This window comes from Butyrivibrio proteoclasticus (genome assembly GCF_900115735.1).
Lineage (GTDB): Bacteria > Bacillota > Clostridia > Lachnospirales > Lachnospiraceae > Butyrivibrio > Butyrivibrio proteoclasticus_B.
Genome location: NZ_FOXO01000013.1, coordinates 1 through 24,730 on the forward strand (window position 1 = coordinate 1; position 24,730 = coordinate 24,730).

The window sequence follows — 24,730 nt, forward strand, 5'->3', positions numbered from 1 at the left end:
TATCCTACGAAACTTGATACACTCATGCTCGGTGGTATCCTTACCAGCATATGGATGTGATCTGGGCACACCTCTGCTTCTATGATTTCCACTCCTTTTCTCTTGCATAGTGTACTGAGAATATTTGCTATGTCCTGCTTTATCTGGCCATATGCGACCTTTCTTCTGAACTTTGGTGCAAATACAATGTGATACTTACACTCCCATTTAGTGTGTGATAAACTATTCATGTCCATTTTGGACTACCTCCTGTGATTTTACTTTGGTTGGCGAACCGTAAGTAATTCTATCACGGGAGGTTTTCTACTGTAAGCTAAAGCAGCTGTTGTCCCCCTGCATAGCAGGGGGTTTTATTAAAGATGCTACACAATAATAGCAGGCATCATGGATAATGCCTGCTATCACAAATACAATATGGAAAATATAATATCACTCCAGCTCTACCGTTCCTGGTGGCTTACTTGTGAGATCGTACATTACGCGGTTAACACCTTTAACCTCGTTTATGATACGGCTCATGACTTTCTGAAGTACTGCAAATGGAATTTCTGAAGCTTCAGCTGTCATGAAGTCGACTGTCTCAACTGCACGAAGAACTACTGCATAATCGTATGTACGCTCATCTCCCATTACGCCTACTGAACGCATATTGGAAAGAGCTGCAAAATACTGATCAGGAAGTTTCTCGAGACCTGCGTTTGCAAGTTCTTCTCTGTAAATGAAGTCAGCGTCCTGAACAATTCTTACTTTCTCAGCTGTTACTTCACCGATAATTCTAATTCCAAGGCCGGGGCCTGGGAATGGCTGACGGAATACAAGGTATTCAGGAAGGCCAAGTTCAAGCCCAGCCTTACGAACTTCATCCTTAAACAAAGAACGAAGTGGTTCGATTATCTCTTTAAAATCAACATAGTCAGGAAGTCCTCCAACATTGTGGTGAGACTTAATAACTACTGACTCTCCGCCAAGTCCTGATTCAACGACGTCAGGATAGATAGTTCCCTGTGCAAGGAAGTCTACAGTTCCAATCTTCTTGGCTTCCTCTTCAAAGACTCGGATGAACTCTTCACCGATAATCTTACGCTTGCGTTCAGGCTCTTCTACGCCCTTTAATTTATCATAATAGCGCTGAGCAGCGTTTACTCTGATAAAGTTAATATCAAAGTTACCGTTTGGTCCAAACACGCTCTCAACCTCGTCACCTTCATTTTTACGAAGAAGACCATGGTCTACAAATACACATGTGAGTTGTTTTCCGATTGCTCTTGCAAGAAGTGCTGCAAGGACAGATGAATCAACACCACCGGAAAGTGCAAGTAATACCTTGCCATCACCAACCTTCTCACGGATTTCCTTAATTGTATTCTCTACGAAAGAATCCATTCTCCATGATCCGGCTGTTTCGCAAATATTTCGTACGAAGTTATGAAGGATCTCTTTACCCTTTACAGTATGGAGAACTTCAGGATGGAACTGGATCGCATAAAGCTTTTTATCCTCGCATGCAGCTGCAGCAACAGGGCAGTCAGCTGTATGAGCGATAATGTCAAATCCGGGAGCAACCTTGCTGATATAATCAAAGTGGCTCATCCATACTATAGTCTTCTCTTCAATACCGGCAAAAAGAGTATCCTTAGAGCCGTCTATAAAGGTTTCAGTCTTACCATACTCACGAACAGGTGCTTTCTCAACCTTTCCGCCAAGTACATGCATCATTAGCTGAGCTCCATAGCATAAGCCAAGTACCGGAATTCCAAGTTCAAAGAGCTCTTTAGTATAAGTTGGAGCTCCATCTTCATAACAGGAATTTGGTCCACCTGTTAAAATAATTCCCTTAGGATTCATCGCCTTGATCTGGTCGATAGGTGTGCGATAAGAATAGATTTCGCAGTAAACGTTGCATTCTCTGACTCTTCTGGCAACAAGCTGATTGTATTGCCCGCCAAAGTCAATTACTATAACTTTTTCTTCTGTAGCCATGCTTCCTCCATATAACAGAGTTAATAGTTACCATGTATTATCAAATATATCTTCTTACAGATATCATGGATCTGTAATTGGCATTTGTAATCTTGATACCGGTTTTCTGAGTACTTGCATGAACAATCTGCCCACCACCGATATATATTCCAACATGTCCACCGTAATAAATTACATCTCCAGGTTGCGCATTTGCATATGAAACCTCTGTTCCATAAGATCCTTGAGCCCATGATGTCCTTGGAACCGATATTCCAAAAGCCTGATATACAGACATTACAAAACCTGAACAATCCGCACCATCTGTAAGGCTTGTTCCTCCTGCAACATAGGGATTACCTACAAACTGACATGCAAACTTTGCAATGTTAGAACCTGTCGCACTTCCTGCTGGAGCATAGCTCTTGGATGTGCCTGACGAATTATCTGAATCATCATTATCATCTGCATCTGATGATGTAGTATCTGTGTATGTTGTTTCGGCCGAAACTGTTCCGGAAGAAGTTGTCCCAGATGAAGTTGTTCCGGTACCGGTCGAATAACCGGATTTTTCATTTTCCTCATTTTCAGCTTTGGCTGCTTCCTCTGCTGCTTTTCTAGCTTCCTCTTCTGCCTTTAGTGCTTCTTCTTTTGCTTTTTTTGTCTCTTCAACCTGTTTTTCTTTTGCTTCTATCTGCTTCTGAAGCGATGCTATACTTGATTGCTGGCTTTTTACCTGAGCTGTATATACAGCAGCTTCCTGCTTTGCCTTGGCAAGCTTGACCTCATAATCAGCGTAAGTTGCCTTGTACTCAGCAAGAACTTCCTCCATATAAGCTTCTTCCTCTTCCAACTCATACTTTGAAGTCTCAAGTTCTGCCTTTTCTTCTTCTAACTGTTTGCCATATGCTTCAGCCTTTTCCTTTGCTGCCACATACTCTGCAAGTTTTATTCTATCATATTCATAAAGCTGTTCAACGTATTGGGCCTTATTAAGCGCATCAGCATAGCTGGTTGCAGTCAAAAGAATCTGCACATACGATAGGTTTCCCTTTTCATACATAAACTTAACTCGCTGAACCATTGCTTCATACAGGGTTTCTTCCTGCTTTTTTGCCTCGTCATACTCTTGCTGGGTTATCTCTATCTGCTCTTGTGTCCTGTCAATGTCTTCCTTGATAAGCTCTATATCTGTCATAAGGCCAACAATAACTGCATTGGTCTCATCAATTGCCTCTTTTGTTTCCCCTTTGGCTTCTGAAATACTGCCTATCTGACTATTGGCATTGTTTAACTTATTCTGGCTGTCTTTCTGTTGTGACTGGAGCGATTTCTGCTGGGACTCCAGTGCCTTCTGTTCCTGTTCAAGCTTATTCTGTTTTTGCTGTAAATCAGTACTGGTGGTAGCCCATACAGGGTCTGCCACCAGTAAACTCATAACAAGAGACATAGCTACTACTACAAAAAAGCCACTTTTTTTCATACCTATCCCCCTTGCTCCTAATTAAGATTTTACTTCAATATCATTATATAACAATATCGACTAATATTTGTGTTCAACTCTTGAATGATCATCAGAGTTCGCAGTTACCAACTGTTCTTGGGAATGACTCAACGTCACGAATGTTGCCCATTCCTGTAAGATACATTACGCAACGCTCAAATCCAAGACCAAATCCTGCGTGTCGAACACTACCGTACTTACGAAGATCAAGATAGAACTGATACTCATCTTTCTTCATTCCCAGTTCATCCATACGGCTCTCAAGAAGCTGAAGGTCATCCTCTCTCTGGCTTCCTCCAATTATCTCTCCAATTCCGGGAACAAGACAGTCAGCTGCTGCTACAGTCTTTCCATCCGGATTAAGTTTCATATAGAATGCCTTGATTTCCTTTGGATAATCAGTTACGAATACAGGCTTTTTAAATATCTCTTCTGTAAGATATCTCTCATGTTCAGTCTGAAGGTCACATCCCCATGAAACCTTGTAATCAAACTTATCATTGTGCTTCTCCAAAAGCTCAATAGCTTCTGTATATGTAATACGACCAAACTCGTTGTTAACTACATTGTTAAGTCTATCAATAAGACCCTTATCAATAAACTCGTTAAAGAATGCCATTTCTTCAGGGCAGTGCTCAAGAACATAGCTGATAACATACTTAAGCATTGCTTCTGCTGTATCACAGTCATCCTTAAGATCTGCAAAACACATTTCAGGCTCGATCATCCAGAACTCTGCAGCATGTCTTGTTGTGTTAGAATTCTCTGCACGGAATGTTGGTCCAAATGTGTAAACATTCTTAAATGCGAATGCATATGTCTCAACGTTAAGCTGTCCACTAACTGTAAGGTTTACAGGCTTTCCGAAGAAGTCTTTTGAGTAATCAACTGTTCCCTCTTCAGTCTTTGGAACGTTGTTAAGATCCATTGTTGTAACCTGGAACATTTCTCCTGCGCCTTCGCAATCACTTCCTGTGATAAGTGGAGTGTGTACATATACGAAATTTCTCTCCTGGAAGAAAGAATGAATAGCATATGCAGCAACTGAACGTACTCTGAATACAGCTTCAAAAGTATTTGTCCTTGCTCTCAAATGAGGAATTGTTCTGAGGTACTCAAGTGTATGTCTCTTCGGCTGAAGTGGATAATCAGGAGTTGAAGGTCCCTCTATCTCAACTGAATCAGCCTGCATCTCAAATGGCTGCTTCGCGTTAGGAGTTGCAATAATACTACCTGTTACAATAACCGCTGCTCCTACATTGAGCTTGCTGATGTCTGCAAAGTTTGCAAGTCCGTCAGTATAAACAACCTGCAATGGTTTAAAATATGTACCATCATTAAGCATGATGAAACCGATAGTCTTTGAATCACGAATATTTCTGATCCATCCACCTACAGTAACTTTCTGTCCTGAGTATTTGTCCTGCTGTTCAAACAGTGCTCTGATATCAACTAATTCCATGATGTCCTCCAATCTATGAAAAAGATTAATTACTCTCCTGCAGGCTCAACGACATTAGCATTTGCTACAAGGAAGTCTAATACCTTCTCTGCCATCAAGCCTTCTCTGTAAACTTCAGGATCAACTGTTGCTCTGAAGTCTTCATATGAGCTGTAAGCTGTTGTTGATGCTGTATCGTAAGCATTCTTAAGATATGCATCTATATCATCATCTGTAACTTCAATTCCCTCAGCTTTTGCAACTGCTGCAAACATAACGAACTGCTGTGTAGAATTTGTTACCATTTCTTTTAAATAATCATCTCCTGAAAGAGCTGAGCCTTCATTCTGGATCATCATATTGACTATATCACTTGATGTAAGCTGCTTTCCAGCGTACATAGAATACATGCTTGCATAGTACTCAAGCTGTTCGTTCTGCTGCTTAAGATATCTGTTGTAGAGCTTCTCAGGAACTTCCTTAAACTCGCAATTTGATATAACTGCTGAAAGAACTTCATTATCTACATTATTATTGTAAGTATCCTTAGCATCCTGTTCAAGTCCGCTTCTGATGTATTCTCTTAAATCTGCAAGGTTTGTAACTGCTCTGTCTTCGTAGCCTTCTCCGATGTTGCTGAAATTAGCACCAAGACCTGCTGCCCACTCATCTGTCATCTCATCTGACTTTACAGAGATGCTGTTGATTGTAACTGTAAAAATAACATCCTTGCCGGCAAGATCTGCAGCGCCGTAATCTTCAGGGAATGTAAGGTTAAGATCTACTGTATCACCAATATTTGCTCCAACAAGTCCGCTCTCAAAACCATCAATGTATGAATTGGATCCGATAACGAGATCTGCTCCCTGGGCTGTACCGCCATCAAAAGCTTCACCGCTGTCAGCATATTTACCCACATAATCGATATTTACTGTATCTCCATCCTGAACTGCTCTGTCTGTAACCTCAGTCATAGGTGGGTTGCTTGAAAAGATGCTACTGAGCTGGCTCTCAACATCTTCATCAGTAACATTTGGTGTTGCAACTTCTACTGTAACACCCTTGTACTCGCCAAGAGTAACAAACTCTTCTGGGTTGATCTCTGCAAGTGTCATTGTCTCAAGGTTCTCAAGATTCTCTAAAGCTGAAATTGTAGGTGTTGTCTCTGCTGAGCTATCTGAAGCAGCACCTGCAGCCTCATCTGAACTAACTGAGCTGGTCTCTGATGCTGCATTTGTAGCTGTTTCTGTATTATTTTTTCCGGTGCAGGCTGTAAGTGATGCAACGACTAAAACTCCAGTCATTAATAACGCAATTTTGTTCTTCATTTCTAATTCTCCTCCAGTGAAATCCGTATAATTCCACCTTTCATAACATTTGTAAAAACAATATTTTTTATACTACCACACCTTACAAACAGATTAAAGTATTTTATTTGCTTATCTTCCTAAATAATGCTAAAATACATTTTGCTATATTTTTATTATTCGGAGGATTATATTTTGAGTACAGGAGCTATCGTTGCTATTGTTATTTCAGTGATTCTTATTGCTGCCATCGTTGCTTTAATCATAGTTGGTAAAAGAGCTCAAAAGAAGCAGGCTGAACAGCAGGTGCAGCTTGATGCGATGAAGCAGACGATCACTATGCTTATAATTGATAAAAAGAGAATGAAATTAAACGAGTCAGGTCTTCCTCAGTCAGTTATTGAGCAGACTCCTAAGCTTCTCAGAAGGTCAAAACTTCCAATTCTTAAAGTAAGAGTTGGAAACAGAGTAATGAGTCTTATCTGTGACGAGAAAATTTTTGATCAGGTTCCGGTTAAAAAAGAAGTTAAAGCTTCCGTGAGCGGAATCTATGTTACAGAAGTTAAAGGACTTCGCGGTAAGACTAAGGCTCCTGAACAGAAGAAAGGATTCTTTAAGAATCTTGTTGCTAAGGCTCAGGAAAAAGCCGGAGCTAAAATGGTTAAATAACAATAAAAAAGAAAAAGCTGGGACAGTTCAAACTGTCTCAGCATTTTTTATTTCTATGATTATCATGGAATCTGACAGGACTTCTCCGCCAATCTCTAGTTCATATTCAGCCATAAGTTTCATTTCCTCCTCATGTCTGATATTTATAAAATCAAAGCTTGTGGTAACTACTTTCATCTGCATTGTGCCATAAGGAGTTTCATAAGCAGTGTCATACTCAAGCTCTTTTCCAAAAGCAAGCTTTGAGTTCATGTCTCCCCCCCTCGTAATCTCCATGCTATTACCGTCGGATGAAATACACACCTTATTATGGACACAGAGTTCTCCGCTTCCAGTATCCTGTTTTTCATCATATTCTATTATCTTACTTCCATCATCCAATACTTCATACTTTCCCATGGAAGTTGTAACAATCTTTTCAGTTGGTTCACCTGGTCTTGAATGAATACCGGTAACATTTACATCTACATTCTTTTTCATGTAAAACACCTCAATTACTCCTCAGGATTTATGGGCCCTGATAAAAAGAGTTCCGGTGCAAGCCCGCTTTTTTCCACTTCTTTTCGTGCTGCCTCAGCTTTATCTCTGTCATCAAAAATAGCAAAAACAGTTGGGCCACTACCTGTCATAAAAGCTCTTATTGCGCCGTTATCCTCAAGAAGCTTCTCTATTTCTCGGATTTCTTCATATTTACCGGCAGTCACAGGTTCAAGGACATTGCCGATAAGATCACACATCTCATAGATATCGCCTATTTCTATCGCTCTTTTTATACTGTCAATATCAGGATGATCTACGATTTCTTTACTATCCAGTTCTTTATATACCCAGCCTGTTGAAACATCAATTGCAGGCTTTGCTATTACTATGTAGCATTGTGGCAAGTCGGAAACCTTAGTAAGCTTTTCTCCTATTCCTTCTGCCAGCATAGTTCCACCCATAATGCAATATGGTATATCTGCTCCAAGATTTACTGCAAGTTTACATAAATCTTCTTTACTTAAGCCCAGGTTCCAAAGTTCATTGAGAGCAATATATGCAGCTGCACCATCTGTACTTCCCCCAGCCATTCCGGCGGCAACGGGAATTCTTTTAACAAGATTAATATTTGCACCCTTCTTTACATTAAATTTATCCTGAAGCTGTTTTGCAACTTTGCAGATAAGATTGCTGTCATCTGTAGGTATCTTAGGTGAAGAAGCTTTCAAAACAATTTCACCAGTTTCATTGTCTTCAAAATCCAATGTATCGAACAAATCAACGTTCTGCATTATCATGCGAACAATGTGATAACCATCAGCTCTTTTGCCTGTGACATCAAGCCCAAGGTTGATTTTTGCGTATGCTTTGCGAGTTATTATCATTCAAATCCGCTCCAATTCTACTTTTCTAAAATCTTCTCACTCATTATACATAAACTCAAGAAAAAAAATTAAAAAAAACACTAAAGTTTTTGAAAAATCAGCCGATAAGAGGAATAGGTAAACTATCGTTTCGTTTCAGCGCGGTTTTTTAGGGACCTACGCGGAAAAGGAGTTCTATATGGGTGTAAACGGAATTACCGAGGTTACTAACAACATCGCAACCACCTATGCTTCTTCTGTCAATCCTTCTTCTGTTGAAGAAAAGAAAAAAGATGATGAAGTTAAGGTGAAAGCTGAAGCCGCTGCCGTATATGAGAAGTCAGATGAGGAAAGCGATAAGGCCTCACAAGTGTCTTCCAAAAATACGGACAGAACCCAAATCATTAGGCAGATGCAGGCTGACGTAGAACTACGTAAGCAGCAGCTTTTGGACATTGTCCAGAAGATGATGGGTAAGCAGGCCAAGACCTATGGCATAGCTAACTCTGAAAATGACGAGGATTCTATGTGGAAATTCCTTGCAAAAGGAGATTTCACTGTAGACGCAGCGACAAAGGCACAGGCGCAGGCAGATATCGCCGAGGATGGCTACTGGGGTGTAAATAAGACCTCCGAAAGAATCCTTGATTTTGCCAAGACGCTGGCTGGCGACGACCCTGATAAGCTCGAAAAGATGAGAGATGCTTTCGAGAAGGGCTATGCACAGGCTGAAAAGACCTGGGGCGGGGAGCTTCCGGAGATTTCCAAGCAGACCTATGCAGCTGTAATGAAAGGGTTCGATGAGCTCACCGGAAAAACAGACAGTGAGTAAGGACTAAGAGTTGCTAGTAATCGAAAAGGAAGAGCTACAACGGCTCTTCCTTTTCTTATTCTCGATTATTCAACAATTCCTCTAATACTGTTTATATCATCCACATTGTAGTTTCTCATATACTCTTCAATTCCGTCTACAACTTTTCCTGTAAGATATGGATCATGGAAGTTCATGGCTCCGACAGCTACAGCAGTTGCACCGGCCATGATAAACTCTATGGCATCCTCTGCACTTGCTATTCCCCCCATTCCTATAATAGGGATATTTACGGCTTTTGAAGCCTCGTAAACCATTCTCACAGCGACAGGTTTAATTGCAGGGCCTGAAAGGCCACCTGTCTTATTGGCAAGAGCAAATTTCCTCTTGTAAATATCAATCTTCATACCTGTGATCGTATTTATCAGAGAAATTGCATCAGCTCCTGCTGCCTCTGCAGCTTTTGCCATCTCTGCAATGCTTGTAACATTTGGGCTGAGCTTCATTATAATAGGCTTTTTAGATACTTTTTTTATTCTGCTTGTTATATCGAAAAGAGCCTCTTTCTTCTGACCAAAGGCAATCGCACCCTCTTTTACGTTTGGGCATGAGACATTGATCTCAAGCATATCAACTCTTTCTTCATCAGAGAGTCGCTCAACTACTTCAAGGTAATCTTCTACAGACTTTCCACAGACATTTACGATTACTTTCGTGTCGTATTTTTTCAAAAACTCCAGATCTCTGTTTATAAATACGTCTACTCCGGGATTCTGAAGGCCTATGGCATTTAGCATACCGCCATATACTTCTGCCACCCTGGGAGTTGGATTTCCTTCCCACGGAACGTTCGCAACGCCCTTAGTAACTACAGCTCCGAGCTTATTCAAATCCACAAACTCAGCATATTCCATTCCGGATCCGAAAGTTCCTGATGCTGTCATTACCGGGTTATTAAATTCTACTCCTGCTATCTTAACTTTTGTATTCATATCTACTCTCACAATCCTCAAATAGTTTCTTACATATCAAGATCATCTGCATCGAACACAGGTCCATCTGTGCAGATTCTGGCATTTTTTACGTGTGAATGATCATCTACCTTTTTGGTCTTGCAGATGCAGCCAAGGCAGGCACCTACGCCGCAAGCCATTCTCTCCTCAAGGGAAAGATATGCCTTAATTCCATTTTCCTGCGCATAAGCCTTGATTCCCTTAAGCATTGGCATTGGTCCGCAGGCAAAAATAACATCGCAGTCTATCTTTTTTTCTTTTAACGCATCAATTACATTGCCCTTGGTTCCAACGCTTCCGTCATCAGAAGCAATGTAAAGTCTGCTGTATTTCTCAAATTCTTCTGAAAGAAATGTTTCGGAATTTCTATATCCCATTACTGTAATTACATCCAAGGCCTTTTTATCTGTGCCTTCACTGAGCCTTTTAGCTGTTTCAAGAAGTGGTGGAACTCCAATTCCGCCTCCCATCAAAACAACCTTTTTTCCCTCTGCCTTTTCAAGAGGAAAGCCGCTACCAAGAGGGCCAAGGATCATCATGTAGTCCCCGGGCTGATACAATGCAAATTCAGCTGTTCCGGTTCCAACCACTCTGTAAACCAGTCTGATAGCAGTTTTTTCCTTGTTTACCTCACATACGCTGATAGGCCTTGGTAAAAGAGCTGCCTTATTTACTGTATACACACCAACAAACTGTCCTGGGCAAGTATCCCTAGCTATTTCTGTCTCAAGCCACAGATCAAAAATGCCATCTGCAAGTAGCTTTTGGCTTAGTACTTTTGCTTCTTTTTTCATTTTCTTTGTCATGCTTTGTACACAACCTTTCCTCTGCATATTGTATAAATAATCTTTCCCGGTAATCTCTCACCAAGGAATGGAGTATTTGACGATTTTGAAGCGCTCTGAACAAAGCTCCACTCTTCACCCGGGGCAAAAATGACCATGTCTGCCCATCCGCCTTCTCTTATAGCCCCCGCATCAATCCCATATATCCTGGAAGGATTGATGGTCATCGCTTGCAAAAGATCCATAAGGCTAAGGTATCCTTTGTCAACCAGCTCTCTTATACCAAGTGCAAGTGATGTTTCAAGTCCTGTTATTCCGCTTGGAGCTGCCTTTAAGTCTTTTGCTTTTTCCTCCCTGGCATGAGGTGCATGATCGGTTGCAATCATTTCTATAGTCCCATCTTTTATTCCCTCTATGATTGCCAGTCTGTCACTTTCAAGTCGAAGCGGAGGATTCATTTTGGCAAGCGCTCCGTATTTTAGAACTGCACCTTCTGTCAATGTAAAATGATGGGGCGTTGCTTCTGCATGAATACTGATTCCTTCCCTTTTGGCATCTCTAATAAGATCAACCGATTCCGCAGCGCTTATATGCTGAACAGTGATGCTTGCGCCTGTTCTTCTTGCTATGTCGATATCTCTTTTCACCATGGAAATCTCTGCTTCTCTTGGGGATCCAACTAAACCGAGCTTCCCAGCCACCTCTCCTGCATTTATGCCGTTGTCTGTTATAAATGAAGGATCCTCCTCATGAAGGCTTATTACTTTTCCGACTCTCGCAGCCTCTTTGCAGGCTCTTTCCATAAGTTCTTCATCAACTATCGGCTTTCCATCATCAGTAAAAAGAACTGCTCCTGCGTCTATAAGCTCATCCATATTCACAAGTTCTTTTCCCGCCATGTTCTTAGTCACATTACCGCAGGTGTAAACATTAATCCCTGTTTTGGCGCCTCTTTCAAGCACATCTTTGATAGTGTCTGTATTGTCCATATGTGGATCTGTGTTTCCCATCATGACAACGCTTGTAAATCCGCCTCTAGCAGCAGCTTTTGCCCCACTTTCGATGTCCTCTTTATAGGTAAAACCAGGATCTCTGAAATGAACATGACCGTCCACAAGTCCAGGTGCAACTATGCATCCTGCAGCATCAATTGATACCAGAGTATCTTCTGACTGCGCATCTGTCAGTCCAGTGTTTGCCTCATTTTCTCTTAACAGCATGCTCTCAGTAGCCATGTCATCCAGGCTTCCGCACATTCCAATCTTAGCGATCCTGTCTCCATCAACAAGCACGCCGCAAAGCCCGCACAATCCTGAAGCCGGATCTATCAGTTGTCCATTTTTAATCAGTAACATTTGCATCCCCTTAATTTTGAATTTGTCCTTATGCTATATAATGCACTACCGGACATATGGTTTTCAAGTTAAAAATCCTCTTTCTATTTTTTATGAGCCGTGAGAAAATAGATGATGGATTTATTAAGTACAAAAGAAAGGTAAATAATTATATAATGATACGTTTAGTTCTCGCAGTTTTATTTGTAGCGGTATTTTTAATAGTCAGTCTCCCGATTCAGGGAATCCTTTGGATTGTCGGAAAGTTCAATCCATGGTTCAAGAAGACTGCTTCACTTGCTATTGTCAGCTGGGCTTTCAATGTGGTTATTTTTATCTCCGGCGTGAAAAGAACTGTCATAGGTGAAGAGAATGTTCCAAAGGACAAGGCTGTTCTTTATGTTGGAAATCACAGAAGTATTTTTGATATAGTCCTGTGTTATCCAAGAGTTCCTAACCCAACAGGATTCATCGCCAAAAAAGAAATCCTTAAAGTTCCGCTCCTTAACATCTGGATGATCTATATGGACTGTCTCTTCCTTGACAGGAAGGACCTTAAAAAAGGCCTTGAGATGATCATTTCCGCCATCGATAAAGTTAAGAACGGCATCTCAATCTTTATCTATCCTGAAGGCACCAGAAACAAGACAGACCAGCCACTTGGTGAGTTCCACAAAGGAAGCTTTAAGATAGCTCAAAGAACTGATTGCCCTATCGTTCCTGTAGTAGTTACCCACACAGAAGACATTTTGGAGAAACATTTTCCACTGATAAAGAGCACTCATGTGACTATCGAATATTGCAAACCTGTTGTTATGAGTGAGCTTTCCAAGGAAGATCAGAAAAATATCGATCAGTACGTTAAAAAGATCGTTGAAGAAACCTATCTCAAGAACGTAAATTCTTGAAAAAATGGCGAGTGCTAAAGCACTCGCCATTTAATTAATTATATCTTACTTCCTTTTGTTCCACCACCAAGATGAACGCCTTCAAGGACGTTAGTTTCAAATGAATATACTACCTTATGATTTTCTCTGTCTGCTTTAAGAGCCAGCTGTATCATGCTGTCTAAAAGCTGTTCATATTTAACTCCAAGAGGCTCCCAAAGATAGAATGAAAGTGATCCCGGAATTGTATTGATCTCATTTAAATATACTTTATTTGTTGCCATGTCGATCATAAAGTCAATTCTTGAAACTCCTGAGCATCCAAGGCAAATAAATGCATCAACAGCCATCTTTCTGATCTGATCTCTCATCTCAGATGTGATGTCAGCAGGGATCTTTCTCTTAAGAGATGCCATTCCCTTTGAACCGCCGGTCTTTGCGCCGCCCTTAGCTGAGCCCTTTGCTCCTCCGATGTACTTATCTTCAAAGCTAAGGATATCATCAGAGTTGATAGGCTCCTCACACTCTGAAGCCTGCGCTGATTCATAATCACCAAGAACTGAGCAGTTGATCTCTTTAAGCTCAGTAATAGCCGGCTCAACAAGGATCTTTTTAGAGAACTCAAATCCAAGATCAAGAGCTTCTAATAAGTCCTCTCTGTTAGATGCCTTCTTTATACCGATACTTGAACCAAGGTTCAAAGGCTTGATAATTACAGGATATTCAAACTGCTTTTCGATTTTTTCAACAAGTCCATTAACGTCCTCATAGTCCTTCCATGTATAGCACTTGCAGTCAAGAACAGGAATTCCGTTGTCCTTTAAAACTGTCTTCATAACATACTTGTTCATACCAACTGCTGATGAAAGAACATCACATCCAACAACGGGAAGACCAAGAGTAGCAAGATAGCCCTGTAAAGTGCCATCTTCAACGTTTGTTCCATGAACAATAGGGAATGCAACATCAACCTGAGAAATAACGTTATTTCCAAATTTCTTCATTGGATATCTCATGAGAGATACCTTGTCGCCTTCTTTAACCCAGATAACCTGAGTGCTCTTTTTCAAAAGTTCAGGAATATGTGTATATTCCTCGATCTTATCCACATATTCGCCAACATAAAAGTCATTATTCTTTGTCATATAAACAGGGATAATGTCATATTTTTCCTTGTTGATACTGCCTATAGCCTGAATTGCTGAAATTATTGAAATCTCATGCTCAGTACTTTTTCCACCAAATAAAACTGCTACTTTAAGCTTCATAAACTGCCTTCTTTCCTAAAACTGTTATCATTTATTTATAATTATCCGGAAGATCATTTTCAAGCAAAATAACTTTTTCTCTTCCTGCATCTATCTCATACATAAGTGCTGTAGCTTCGCTGAGAGTATTCTTTATAAATAGTCTCTCAGGATCAAAGCCCTTTTCCAGAGCTCCTGCCTTTATTGAAGCACTGTTCTTTTCTCCAACAAGAATAATATAATCGCAAGCCTCAGCAGCCTGCCTTCCAAATTCTTTGTTGTACTCATCCTCTTTTTCACCAAGCTCAACCATTCCCGGAGTGACAAGGATCTTAACGTGCTCCTTAAAAAGAGATAATGTCTCAAGAGCAACCTTTGCTCCATTTGGATTGGAGTTGTAAGCATCATCTAGTATGGATACATTACCATGTTTGTTGAGCTCAAGTCTGTGAGGAACACTCTGAAGACGCCTTACAGCAATCTTAAGCTTGGACATTGAGATTCCAAGACTGTTGGCTGCAGCAATTGCACCAACTATATTCTCAACATTATGCCTTCCAACGAGCTTTGTTGTATATTCTGCTGTCTCTCCACTTGGAGAAGTAACAGTAAACGTTGTTCCCTGGCTGTTAACCCTGATATCTTTTGCCTGGTAATCGTTGCCATCGTTAAGTCCATAAGTGATGGCATCCTTGTATTTCATATTGGCACGGATTATCTCATTGTCACCGTTTACAAACTTAAGGTGTTTACCTTCTTTTTTGCCTTCGGCTTTTTCTTTTTCATCCACTGCATCAAGCAGCTCATATTTTGTGCTTATGATGTTCTCAAGGCTGTGGAAGGTCTCAAGATGCTGATATCCAATAGATGTAACTATTCCGTCATCAGGATGAACGATATCAGTTATCTCTTTTATATCATGAAGGTGACGAGCACCCATTTCACACACAAAAATCTCGTGAGTTGGTTTCAAATGCTCTCTTATTGTCCTTACTATTCCCATTGGAGTATTGTAGCTTTCTGGTGTCATAAGAACGCTAAAGCCTTCTGACAGCAGTGTCGTAAGATAATACTTAACACTTGTCTTGCCAAAACTTCCTGTAATACCTATGATGCGAAGATTCTCATGCTCTTTAAGCATCCTCTTGGCATCGTCGATAAAATACTGATTTATTCTGTTTTCTATTGGCTTGTTTATAAGATTGGCCAGTGCAGGAACAAGCGGCAAAAGAGCCATAAAGATCACAGATGGAACTGCGATCAAATTAAAAGCAATGGTGCCAGCCACAAGGATGATCGCTGCAATAACCACATAAGTTATGAAAAGTCTCTTTACTCTGTCAGTGACCACAAATTTCTTTTTAGCAGGCTTTGGAAGATATGCAAAAATGAGAAATGCATATAAAGCAACGAATATGATCAGCGCAACAAGTGCTATTCTCACTCCGGTCTTATCTGCAATAAGTGCTGCTACAGTTGCCAAAAGAACTGCTCCGTGCGCCACAAGATTTCGCGGGATGGACCTTAAGAATCTGAAATATCCCTGAAACTGATAGCTTGATAGCTGGAGCATATGGGTGTAATACCTAAGTCCCAGTACCGCCATCACAAGAACAAGTAATAGAATTATTATATTTCCTATCATTAAAAACATGCTTTACCTCTTAATCAATGCCTAAAAAGCTTCCCAAAATCCTGTTGTAAAGATACGGATTATCAAGGAATGCGTAGTGTCCTGCGCCATTTATCACAGCAAGTCCGGCCTCAGGCATGAGTTTTTCCATGCGCTGTCCGTCAGAAAGCGGTGTCGCTGTGTCTTTATCGCCCCAGATCAAAAGAGCCGGCTGAGTTACTGATGGCATGTAAGGAACCAGGTCCTCATTAACTGCCATAACAAGACTCTTTCTCATAACAGGAGAAGCCGCAGCATAATCGGCACTTCCAAATTTCTTTTGAAGTTTATTAAGAGCATCTGGATCAATTTTTAGAATTCCGCTTTTTTCTATGAGGTTCTTATAGAAGTGATATCTCTTTGTACGTTTCTTTTGCGCCTCAGTTTTTTCAGGAATGATGCCGGCCGAATCAGTAAGGATTACCTTTGGAATTGAAAAATCAGCCTTTATCCTTCCATCATGGATTCCGGATGCAAGCTTTATTATGATTCTGCCGCCCATTGAATGTCCGAGGAAAATTACCTCTTTTTCTTCCGGATAGAGTTTTTTAATAAAAGCCAGAACGAAGTCCACAAATGCATCAACGTTCATGGGCTCTTCCGGTTCGTCGCTCTTTCCAAATCCGGGCATATCCATTGCCACCACATGATATTTGCTCTTTGCAAAAGCTATAACTCCGGAAAAAAGATCTATATTGGACCCCCAGCCATGGAGCATCACAAGCAACGGTCCCTGCCCTTCATCTATGTAATTTATGTTTAATCCATTAATATTTGTATTCATGACTCATCCATATTAACACCTAAGAAAGTGCCATGCAAATTAAAAGGTTGTCTTTTAGATAGTAAAATGTGATTATATCAAAACGCTTAGCATAAATATCAGCAGGGCATCATTTCTTGGATCATTTAAGATTCCTGATTTATCATTCTCATCCTGATAGGTTCTCTCAGTTGAATCAGTCACATAATTCATAGCATTCGGATTCATTCCCATGAGATAGTGAAGATGATTTTCTATAATTGTCGTGTATTCATGATTGTATATGATGTGATCCGTAATAGAAAGACATCTCATGTCATACAGGAGCTTCAAAAATCCCTCCTCCGACTCAAGGTCAGATATCAGATATATGCTCTTTGCTGACTCGTCAGCAATTCTGCCGGATCTTTTCATGAGGCACTTCATTAGTTTACCGCACTGATCAACATCAACCGCCTGACTTGTGGAAAGATATGTCACTGATCCAATAAAAACGTCCTCATCGCTATTGAACAACTCATCAAAATCTGACTTTGAAAAAAATAAGTTGATCACATTCTCATAGGCTTCACTACCAGTCGCTCTATAGAGCTGAGTCGCAGCCTTAAAAGCCAGCGGATCATCTGTTATGTCCTGATTTACCATATAGCAGTTCCAGGCTTTGTCTGCTGCCCTCAGACACGTTGTTGCAAACTCTGCATCGTATTGCTGATAAAAATAACTGAATCTTGCCAAAGTTGCTGCAAAATTGATAGTTGCCTCCATTGAAACCGGAGTTACAACAACAGGGTAATTAATGACCTCACCGCCTTTACTGCTGTCTGTCAGTGCAGCTCCATATTCTCCACCTGTTTTATCATCCTGCATTTTAATAAGCCATTCCACTTCATATCTGACTTCATCCAAAATATCAGGAATGCCATTGCCGCTCTCCGGAATTCCTGTTTCATCCGTAAAAGCTGTCTCATTCATCTCATATGCCAAAAGAAAATTCTCAGCTATTTTACTTCCTACATTTGTGTCCCTGTCCGCCTGCTCATCCATGTGCCATCCACCCGTGACATCAATCTGAACGCTCGCATCATCCTGGAGCCTTGCTGCATTTGTATGACATGCGCTATGGCCACTCTCTCCGGCATTGTTCTCTGAAAGGGCTATTCCGCACCTGTTATAGTAGAATTTTTTACAGGCTTCGTCGAATATATCCGAGACTGTGGTCTCAGCAATTGAAAAAGAATAGGATTCTCCGAGATAATCTGCGCAAATGTAGTAACTACCTTCTTCCACAAGATCCGTAAAATATCCAAGAGCGTATGATTCTCCATTTTTTTCATCAAATGTTTCTTTCAAAATAACGCCCTCGTAAGCAGGTGTGTCATCATCAATCCTGTTCACAGTAAATGTTGTCGGTATCTCTTTTCCCCTAAATACTGCAACTTTATCAGAATCAGGTAAAAAACCTTTCTGATCTACAAGGATATTGGGTGTCTGAACAGGCGCCTCATAGTCAAAACTGGCTGCCTTATTTTCACTTTCTACTATTGTATTATCACTAGAAGAAGCGCCGCAGCCTGCGGCGCTTCCTATAAGAGCAGTAGCTAAAGCTGCTGCAAGTATATTCTTTTTCCCTCTCATAATAAGAAACATTATTTTACCCTGTTATAATTTATCAAGCATCCATCGAGAATAATCTGTCTCTCATCATCAGTCAGATTCCCCAGTCTCAATGAAAACTCTTTAAGTCCGCTTTCAGAAACGGCATATGCTTTTATTTCTTCACTCTTATTATATACGGCATCTCTGATTCCAGGAATAAAAATATAGTCTTTATTTTTAAACGGAAGCTCTCCCTCATCAATTATGAATGGCAACATACCCCAGTTGATAAGGTTTGAGCGATAACGCTTTGTAGCGTATTCATTGGCAATATTTGCCCATCCTCCAAGTACCTTCTGACAAGAAGCAGCCTGCTCTCTTGCTGATCCGTCACCAGGCTTTACCGCAAATATTGTTGATCCGATTCCGGTGTTGGAACTATTTACATCAGAGAACTTAGTCTTGATTGTCTTTACTGCCTTGACAAGCTCATTATCCAGCTCTTCCATAGGAACATCTTCACGTCTCTTAATCTCCTGCGCGTATACTTCCTTGGCAAGGCCCACATAAGCAGGATCTTTTCTTGAAAGTGTAAACTCCGCAAGTCCAAGAGGGTTTGAACGATAAGATGATGTCTCACCTGATGGAATAAGTTCATCCGTTGTTGTAACAGGATCATGGATCTCAGATACAACCTTTAAAAGAAGGTTATCTGTGAGGGCTACCATACTTGGCCAATCCTTGATATTAGGTCCAAGCTGAAGTTCAACACTGTCATCTGCAACGCCATGAGAATCAAATACCCTGTTCTTGTAGATTGCACTGTCAAAATGATATTTGTATTTATTAAATTCGCCCACAAATTCAGTAGCAGGTGTAAGAACCCCCTTGTTTGCTGCTGTTGCTGCAATGGATCTTGCATCCATAAGAGCAACAGACGCAATCTGTCCACTCTGAACCTTAGAACCTTCTCTGTTAGGGAAGTTTCTTGTTGAATGTCTGATACTAAATGCATTATTGGCAGGAGTATCGCCTGCACCAAAGCATGGTCCACAGAATGCAGTCTTTAATATAGCACCTGACTCCATGATAGTTGCTGCAGCACCGTTTTTTACTATTTCCATATATATAGGTGTTGAAGCAGGATAAACACTAAGTGTAAATCTGTCGTTTCCTATAAATTTGCCCTTGAGGATATCTGCTGCCGCACAGATGTTTTCAAATCCGCCACCTGCACAACCCGCAATTATTCCCTGATCAACCATGAACTTGCCATCTTTAAGCTTATTCATGAGAGAGAACTCAACCTTATCACCAAAGCTTACCTTTGCTTTTTTCTCAACATCAGCAAGGATATCAGCTGCATTTCTGTTCACTTCATCGATTTCATAAACGTTACTTGGGTGGAATGGCATTGCGATCATAGGATTTATAGAACCGAGATCAACCTTTACCAAGCCATCATAGTACGCAACTTTTCCTGGTTTTAATTCTTTATAATCAGCTGCTCTTCCATGAATATCATAGAAGTCCTTTATCTCATCATCGGTCTGCCATATGGATGAAAGACATGTTGTTTCTGTTGTCATTACATCTACGCCAATTCTGAAGTCAGCGCTGAGGTTCTTAACACCGGGGCCAACAAACTCCATTACTTTATTCTTTACATATCCATCGCCGAATACTTTTCCGATAATAGCCAATGCTACGTCCTGAGGTCCAACCCCCTTCTTAGGCTTGCCTTCAAGATAAATAGCTACAACTCCCGGCATATCCACATCATATGTCTGTCCGAGAAGCTGTTTTACAAGTTCAGGGCCGCCCTCACCGATAGCCATTGTTCCAAGAGCTCCATATCTGGTGTGGGAGTCTGAGCCAAGGATCATGCTTCCGCCCGATGCCAGCATCTCTCTTGCAAACTGATGAATTACTGCCTGATGAGGTGGTACATATATTCCGCCATACTTCTGTGCTGCTGTAAGTCCAAACATGTGGTCATCTTCGTTTATAGTTCCGCCTACAGCGCAAAGAGAATTGTGGCAATTTGTAAGAACATAAGGAATAGGAAATCTGGTGAGTCCTGAAGCTCTTGCAGTCTGAATGATTCCAACATAAGTGATATCATGCGAAGTAAGTTTGTCGAATTTAACACAAAGCTTATCCATGCTATCGGATGTATTATGCGCTTTCAGAATACCGTAACATATTGTATTTTCTTTTGCCTGCTCTTTAGTCACACCGTCAAAGCCTTCTGCAGAAAGCTTTGCAGATGCATCGTTGTCATCTAAAACAAGTGTGGTTCCATTTAGTAAAAAACATCCATTTTCGTATGTTGTTACCATTGTTTTCCTCCTACCCTTTCTAACCGCTATACATGTATACAATTTTATAAGCGCTATTCTACCATAGATAAACACTACTTGGTAGGATATTTTTTAATATGAATCCAAAACTCGCTGAAGCTTTGCAGTAACTTTCTCGATCCCAGCCTGTTTTAGTTCTTTTCTGAAAATTCCCACCTCTTCTTCAGGTGTAACATCATACTGACCATAAGTTATCTCCGGAAGATATTTGTCGAACACTTCTACTATGGATTTTATCTCTTTATTGATATCCTCTGTTGAAAAAGGAACGCTATCCCAGGGGTATGAATAGGCATTTCTATCATATAAATCAATCAGGTCATAATATTCATTCCAATTATACGAGGAATCCTGGATTTCAAGAGCATCCCTTCTTCCCCACCAGAAATTCATGACTATTCCATCTCTATCAGAATTATATCCGCTAGGCTTTTCCAATAATCCATCTTTGTTGATCTCGTATTGGACACCCTCTATTCCATAATTGATCAGTCTGTAACATCTTGGATCATTTCTTAAGAAATCATATACCATAAGCGCTTTTTCAGGATTTTTAGATCCTCTGTAAACGGCCATTGCTCCGTGTAGAATACTGTTTTTCATCAAATTGCCGTTTTCTTCACCAAACCAGAAAAAATCAGTTTCTCCCTCAGGGATCATTACATCCATCGTAGGCTTTATTTCTGTGTAATACTTCTGTGTATGGTGCTGAACAACGCTGGTATAGCCAGTATAGAACTCCTCTGTATTATCCCCTGCAAATCTAAAGTCGTCTCTCCATATACCACTTTCATCCCAATCTTTCATGAGTTTTGCATATTCCAGGAACTCATCACCTGTATAATAAGGAGAAACTATGGTTTTCAGATCATCGGTATATGCTCCCCAGATTCCGTATGTGCTCAGTTCATAAATAGGCGCATACTTACTGGCAGACATAAGATATCCTAAAGTTTGTATTACAGTCTTCCCATCCGCATCCCAAGGCAACATATCAGGATGGGCTTTTTTCACATATTTAAGATACTTATCCAGATCTGACCATGACTTAACCTTGTCTAGCCCCGCCTCTCTGGCAAGATCTTTCCTGTATATAAATCCGTGATTTATCCACTGGGTATACTCATTCTCCGGAATCATATAGATATTTCCGTTATATGAGCATTTCTCCCACTCTTCCCTTTTTATATTGGAATATGTTTGGGGGCAGTATTCTTGCAACATCTCTTTTGACAGTGGTAAAAAATTGCCTTTTATGGCATTGGGCCAGGCATCCAGCCAATCACTTCCGGTACCGATCAGATCCAGATCAACATTGCCTGCATCCAAAACTGCATCATAATTCTCTAGATAGTCTTTCCAAGAAACGTAGTAAACATCAAGCTTTGCATTTACCTCTTTTTCAAGAATAGAATTCAGCTCTTTGATTACTTCCTCCGTCATGCCATTAGATGGCTTTTCACCAATTGTCAGATACGTAATAATAACCGGTTCCTGGGTGTAGTCAATTTCTTTTGCTCCACAGGCTGCACATACTATCAGCATCCCTAGAACAAGTAAGCTAGCAAAAAAATTTATTCTCACTAGAGATTTCCTTTCTGCTCCTTCAATGCCTTATTTCTCGCACGAAGTTCAACAAAAAAATCTTTTAATAGTTTACTACACTCCTCCTTCAAAATCCCCTTTTTCACTGTGACTTGATGATTAAAATCCGGATTGTTAAGAATATCCATTACTGAACCGGCGCATCCGGCCTTGGGATTCTCTGCTGCCATAATCACCTCAGGTATCCTGGCCTGCACAATAGCTCCCGCACACATCTGGCAAGGCTCCAAAGTAACATAGAGTTTACACTCCTCAAGTCTCCAATCTTTCATAACCTTAACTGCCTTTTTGATTGCTGTTATCTCTGCATGAGCAAGTGGAGTCTTATCTGTGTTGCGCCTGTTATAGCCTCTTCCTATAATCCTTCCTTCATAAACAATAACGCATCCTATTGGCACCTCCCCTAATTTATATGCCTTTTTTGCCTGCGCTATTGCAGCCTTCATATACTTATTATCTTCTTGTTCTTCATCTATAACTCTTGATTTTGCTTGTAATTTCATAGTAGTAATTGATTTCTATTTTTGTTATTATATGATATACACGTCATATTTTCACATGTTTATTATATATTGTTTTAGAGGTCATATAAATGAAAATTTCCACCAAAGGACGGTATGCCCTCAAAGTCATGATGGATATTGCTCTTCACGACAATGGGGAATTCATTTCACTTAAGGATATAGCAAATCGCCAGAATATCGCAGTTAAATATCTTGAACAAATTGTCTCTGGTCTTAACAAATCAGGTTTTTTACTTAGCATGCGTGGAAACAATGGTGGGTATCGCCTGGCAAGAGAACCCAAAGATTGTAATATTGGCGATATCCTTCGAACTGTCGAGGGAAGTCTTACTCCTATCGAATGTGTTGCCGGTGATGAAGGAAATCCATGTCCATTATCGGATTCCTGTTCAACCCTTCCATTCTGGGCGGGGCTTGATAAAGTAGTAAATGACTACATCAACAGCTATAGTCTTCAAGATTTAATAGATCAAAATTGACAATATTCAAAAAACAAAGTATATTAATGTAGCGGTTTTGTGAAGGGTGCATGTAGCAGTCCTTTTGTGCAGAATCGGGTCTTATGCAATGGAAATCTACGAACCGTGTCAGGTCGGGAACGAAGCAGCACTAAGTAGAACCTTTCATGTGTTGTAAGGTTGCCTTATTCTGCCTGAAGTCAACGTGCATGCGTCCTTCACAGAACCGGCTGAATTTACTTAGCGAGGTCTTTCCGAGTTTAGTAAATACGTCTTCCGTGCACTTGATGAGGTTCTTTCGAATCTAGTGCAGCGGAAGATTTTTTATCTGTTTTCTAAATATTTCATGTATCCTATTACCATAAGTGCAATCTTAAATGTAAGTGCATCATCAAATTTTCTGACATCCAGTCCTGAACTCTTTTCAAGTTTTTCTATTCTATAGACAAGTGTATTTCTATGTACAAAAAGCTGCCTTGAAGTTTCAGAGACATTTAGATTATTCTCAAAGAATTTATTGATTGTGTTTAAAGTCTCCTCGTCAAGGTCATCCGGAACTTCTTTTCCACCAAAAATCTCATCAATAAAAATTCTACAAAGGCTCTCAGGAAGCTGATAAATCAACCTTCCAATACCCAGAGTATTGTAGGCGTTTACTTTCTTTTCAGCATAGAATATCCTTCCAACCTCAAGCGCCATCTTTGCCTCTTTGTACGACTTACTTAAATCCTTAAGCTCATCCACTATAGTTCCATAGGATACCCTTACGTCAAGCATAGCCTCAGTGTTCATCATATCCACAATTGTTGTGGCAATCTTTTGAACCTCTTCATATGTCTGCGACTTAGCAAGAGACTTTATCAAAATAACGCTGTTCTCATCAACAGCAGTTACATAATCCCCTGTATGAGGTGCATACATACTGCCAAGAAGTTCCTGAGCAGTATTATCATTGGAATGCTTCACCTCAACCAAAATGATAACTCTTGGTACATTAACTTCTACTTTTAGCTTACGTGCTCTGTTATATACATCAATGAGTAGCATATTATCAAGAAGCAGATTCTGAAAGAAATTGTTTCTATCGAATCTCTCCTTATATGCTACGATAAGATTCTGAAGTTGGCTAACCCCAATCTTACCAACCATATATGCATGCTCGCTATCACCCTTTGCTAAAAGAACATAAGCCGGCTCACCTTCATCAAGTATCTTAAACAGATGAACATCTCCAATAACCTGTGAATCAACCGGAGATTGTGCAAAACTTGTAATTATAGAAATATCAAGCATTTCACGTTCAGTTGTAGAAGCTACAATATCACCATTTAAGTCCATAACACAAAGCTCAACTTTTGTAATTGCTCCTAACTCATCTATACTTCCCTTGATAGTCTGCGCAGAAATCATCTGTCTACCTCCTTGCAATATAACATAAGTATAACATAA

At 40.3% G+C, this 24,730-nt stretch carries 22 protein-coding genes and 1 other RNA gene; 5 read left to right on the plus strand and 18 right to left on the minus strand.

The features are described 5' to 3' along the window. From tnpA to tig, 5 genes are all read right to left on the minus strand, one after another. The coding region (tnpA, locus tag BM146_RS09330) for an IS200/IS605 family transposase (protein WP_143087459.1) at positions 1 to 236 on the minus strand (236 nt) is incomplete at its 3' end. Positions 237 to 429: 193 nt separating this feature from the next. Then, on the minus strand, positions 430 to 1,980 hold the full coding sequence (gene guaA, locus BM146_RS09335; protein WP_074887775.1) for a glutamine-hydrolyzing GMP synthase: 1,551 nt from the start codon (positions 1,978 to 1,980) through the stop codon (positions 430 to 432). Positions 1,981 to 2,020: 40 nt separating this feature from the next. Further along, positions 2,021 to 3,442, minus strand: a complete 1,422-nt coding sequence (locus BM146_RS09340; RefSeq protein ID WP_074887778.1) for a C40 family peptidase — start codon at positions 3,440 to 3,442, stop codon at positions 2,021 to 2,023. Positions 3,443 to 3,533: 91 nt separating this feature from the next. Then, the gene (gene asnS, locus BM146_RS09345) at positions 3,534 to 4,925 is read right to left on the minus strand and encodes an asparagine--tRNA ligase (protein WP_074887781.1); all 1,392 of its coding nucleotides are present in this window, start codon (positions 4,923 to 4,925) and stop codon (positions 3,534 to 3,536) included. Between the two features lie 29 nt (positions 4,926 to 4,954). Beyond that, positions 4,955 to 6,232 (minus strand): trigger factor, encoded by a 1,278-nt coding sequence (gene tig / locus BM146_RS09350; protein ID WP_074887784.1) that lies wholly within the window; start codon positions 6,230 to 6,232, stop codon positions 4,955 to 4,957. 174 nt (positions 6,233 to 6,406) lie between these two features. Between tig and BM146_RS09355 the strand changes: the two genes are divergently transcribed. Beyond that, a complete protein-coding gene (locus BM146_RS09355) occupies positions 6,407 to 6,880 on the plus strand; it encodes a hypothetical protein (protein WP_074887787.1) in 474 nt (157 codons plus the stop codon). Between the two features lie 27 nt (positions 6,881 to 6,907). Here BM146_RS09355 and BM146_RS09360 read toward each other — a convergent pair whose 3' ends face one another. After that, positions 6,908 to 7,360 carry a YwiB family protein gene (locus BM146_RS09360; RefSeq protein ID WP_074887796.1) on the minus strand — a complete coding sequence of 151 codons (453 nt, stop codon included), beginning with the start codon at positions 7,358 to 7,360 and terminating at the stop codon, positions 6,908 to 6,910. 14 nt (positions 7,361 to 7,374) lie between these two features. Then, positions 7,375 to 8,244: a 4-(cytidine 5'-diphospho)-2-C-methyl-D-erythritol kinase gene (gene ispE, locus BM146_RS09365; protein ID WP_074887799.1), complete on the minus strand. Its 870-nt coding sequence runs from the start codon at positions 8,242 to 8,244 to the stop codon at positions 7,375 to 7,377. A 178-nt stretch (positions 8,245 to 8,422) separates the two neighbouring features. Here ispE and BM146_RS09370 point away from each other — a divergent pair, with 178 nt between their 5' ends. After that, positions 8,423 to 9,055 (plus strand): hypothetical protein, encoded by a 633-nt coding sequence (locus BM146_RS09370; RefSeq protein ID WP_074887802.1) that lies wholly within the window; start codon positions 8,423 to 8,425, stop codon positions 9,053 to 9,055. 65 nt (positions 9,056 to 9,120) lie between these two features. Here the strand turns inward: BM146_RS09370 and BM146_RS09375 are convergent, their stop codons facing one another. The 3 genes from BM146_RS09375 to BM146_RS09385 are packed head-to-tail and all read right to left on the minus strand — an operon-like array spanning position 9,121 to position 12,187. Then, on the minus strand, positions 9,121 to 10,026 hold the full coding sequence (locus BM146_RS09375; protein ID WP_074887805.1) for a dihydroorotate dehydrogenase: 906 nt from the start codon (positions 10,024 to 10,026) through the stop codon (positions 9,121 to 9,123). Between the two features lie 29 nt (positions 10,027 to 10,055). Continuing rightward, positions 10,056 to 10,853: a dihydroorotate dehydrogenase electron transfer subunit gene (locus BM146_RS09380; RefSeq protein WP_074887808.1), complete on the minus strand. Its 798-nt coding sequence runs from the start codon at positions 10,851 to 10,853 to the stop codon at positions 10,056 to 10,058. After that, complete coding sequence (locus tag BM146_RS09385; protein WP_074887811.1) at positions 10,850 to 12,187, minus strand: dihydroorotase; 1,338 nt, start codon at positions 12,185 to 12,187, stop codon at positions 10,850 to 10,852. The genes BM146_RS09380 and BM146_RS09385 overlap by 4 nt, the downstream gene beginning before the upstream one ends. A gap of 155 nt (positions 12,188 to 12,342) precedes the next feature. On the opposite strand from BM146_RS09385, the gene BM146_RS09390 reads away from it, so the two are divergent. Further along, positions 12,343 to 13,074, plus strand: a complete 732-nt coding sequence (locus BM146_RS09390; RefSeq protein WP_074888037.1) for a lysophospholipid acyltransferase family protein — start codon at positions 12,343 to 12,345, stop codon at positions 13,072 to 13,074. A gap of 38 nt (positions 13,075 to 13,112) precedes the next feature. Here BM146_RS09390 and BM146_RS09395 read toward each other — a convergent pair whose 3' ends face one another. From BM146_RS09395 to tadA, 7 genes are all read right to left on the minus strand, one after another. Beyond that, complete coding sequence (locus BM146_RS09395; RefSeq protein WP_074887814.1) at positions 13,113 to 14,321, minus strand: D-alanine--D-alanine ligase family protein; 1,209 nt, start codon at positions 14,319 to 14,321, stop codon at positions 13,113 to 13,115. Positions 14,322 to 14,352: 31 nt separating this feature from the next. Beyond that, complete coding sequence (locus BM146_RS09400; RefSeq protein WP_074887817.1) at positions 14,353 to 15,954, minus strand: Mur ligase family protein; 1,602 nt, start codon at positions 15,952 to 15,954, stop codon at positions 14,353 to 14,355. Between the two features lie 10 nt (positions 15,955 to 15,964). Next, the gene (locus BM146_RS09405; RefSeq protein ID WP_074887820.1) at positions 15,965 to 16,756 is read right to left on the minus strand and encodes an alpha/beta fold hydrolase; all 792 of its coding nucleotides are present in this window, start codon (positions 16,754 to 16,756) and stop codon (positions 15,965 to 15,967) included. A 72-nt stretch (positions 16,757 to 16,828) separates the two neighbouring features. Further along, the gene (locus BM146_RS09410; RefSeq protein ID WP_177201633.1) at positions 16,829 to 18,370 is read right to left on the minus strand and encodes a glycoside hydrolase family 9 protein; all 1,542 of its coding nucleotides are present in this window, start codon (positions 18,368 to 18,370) and stop codon (positions 16,829 to 16,831) included. An 11-nt stretch (positions 18,371 to 18,381) separates the two neighbouring features. Beyond that, a complete protein-coding gene (locus BM146_RS09415) occupies positions 18,382 to 20,673 on the minus strand; it encodes a hydratase (RefSeq protein WP_074887826.1) in 2,292 nt (763 codons plus the stop codon). A 93-nt stretch (positions 20,674 to 20,766) separates the two neighbouring features. Next, positions 20,767 to 22,239: an extracellular solute-binding protein gene (locus BM146_RS09420; RefSeq protein ID WP_074888041.1), complete on the minus strand. Its 1,473-nt coding sequence runs from the start codon at positions 22,237 to 22,239 to the stop codon at positions 20,767 to 20,769. 38 nt (positions 22,240 to 22,277) lie between these two features. Further along, positions 22,278 to 22,802, minus strand: coding sequence for a tRNA adenosine(34) deaminase TadA (gene tadA / locus BM146_RS09425; RefSeq protein ID WP_074887829.1), 525 nt, complete (start codon positions 22,800 to 22,802; stop codon positions 22,278 to 22,280). An 89-nt stretch (positions 22,803 to 22,891) separates the two neighbouring features. On the opposite strand from tadA, the gene BM146_RS09430 reads away from it, so the two are divergent. Together BM146_RS09430 and ffs are read left to right on the plus strand one after the other, a co-directional pair. After that, entirely contained in the window at positions 22,892 to 23,302 is a 411-nt protein-coding gene (locus BM146_RS09430) for an RrF2 family transcriptional regulator (protein WP_074887832.1), read from the plus strand. A 72-nt stretch (positions 23,303 to 23,374) separates the two neighbouring features. Continuing rightward, positions 23,375 to 23,474: signal recognition particle sRNA small type (ffs, locus tag BM146_RS09435), an RNA gene on the plus strand. Between the two features lie 131 nt (positions 23,475 to 23,605). On the opposite strand, the gene BM146_RS09440 is transcribed toward ffs, so the two are convergent. Further along, positions 23,606 to 24,691, minus strand: a complete 1,086-nt coding sequence (locus BM146_RS09440; RefSeq protein WP_074887835.1) for a PucR family transcriptional regulator — start codon at positions 24,689 to 24,691, stop codon at positions 23,606 to 23,608. Positions 24,692 to 24,730 lie beyond the last annotated feature (39 nt).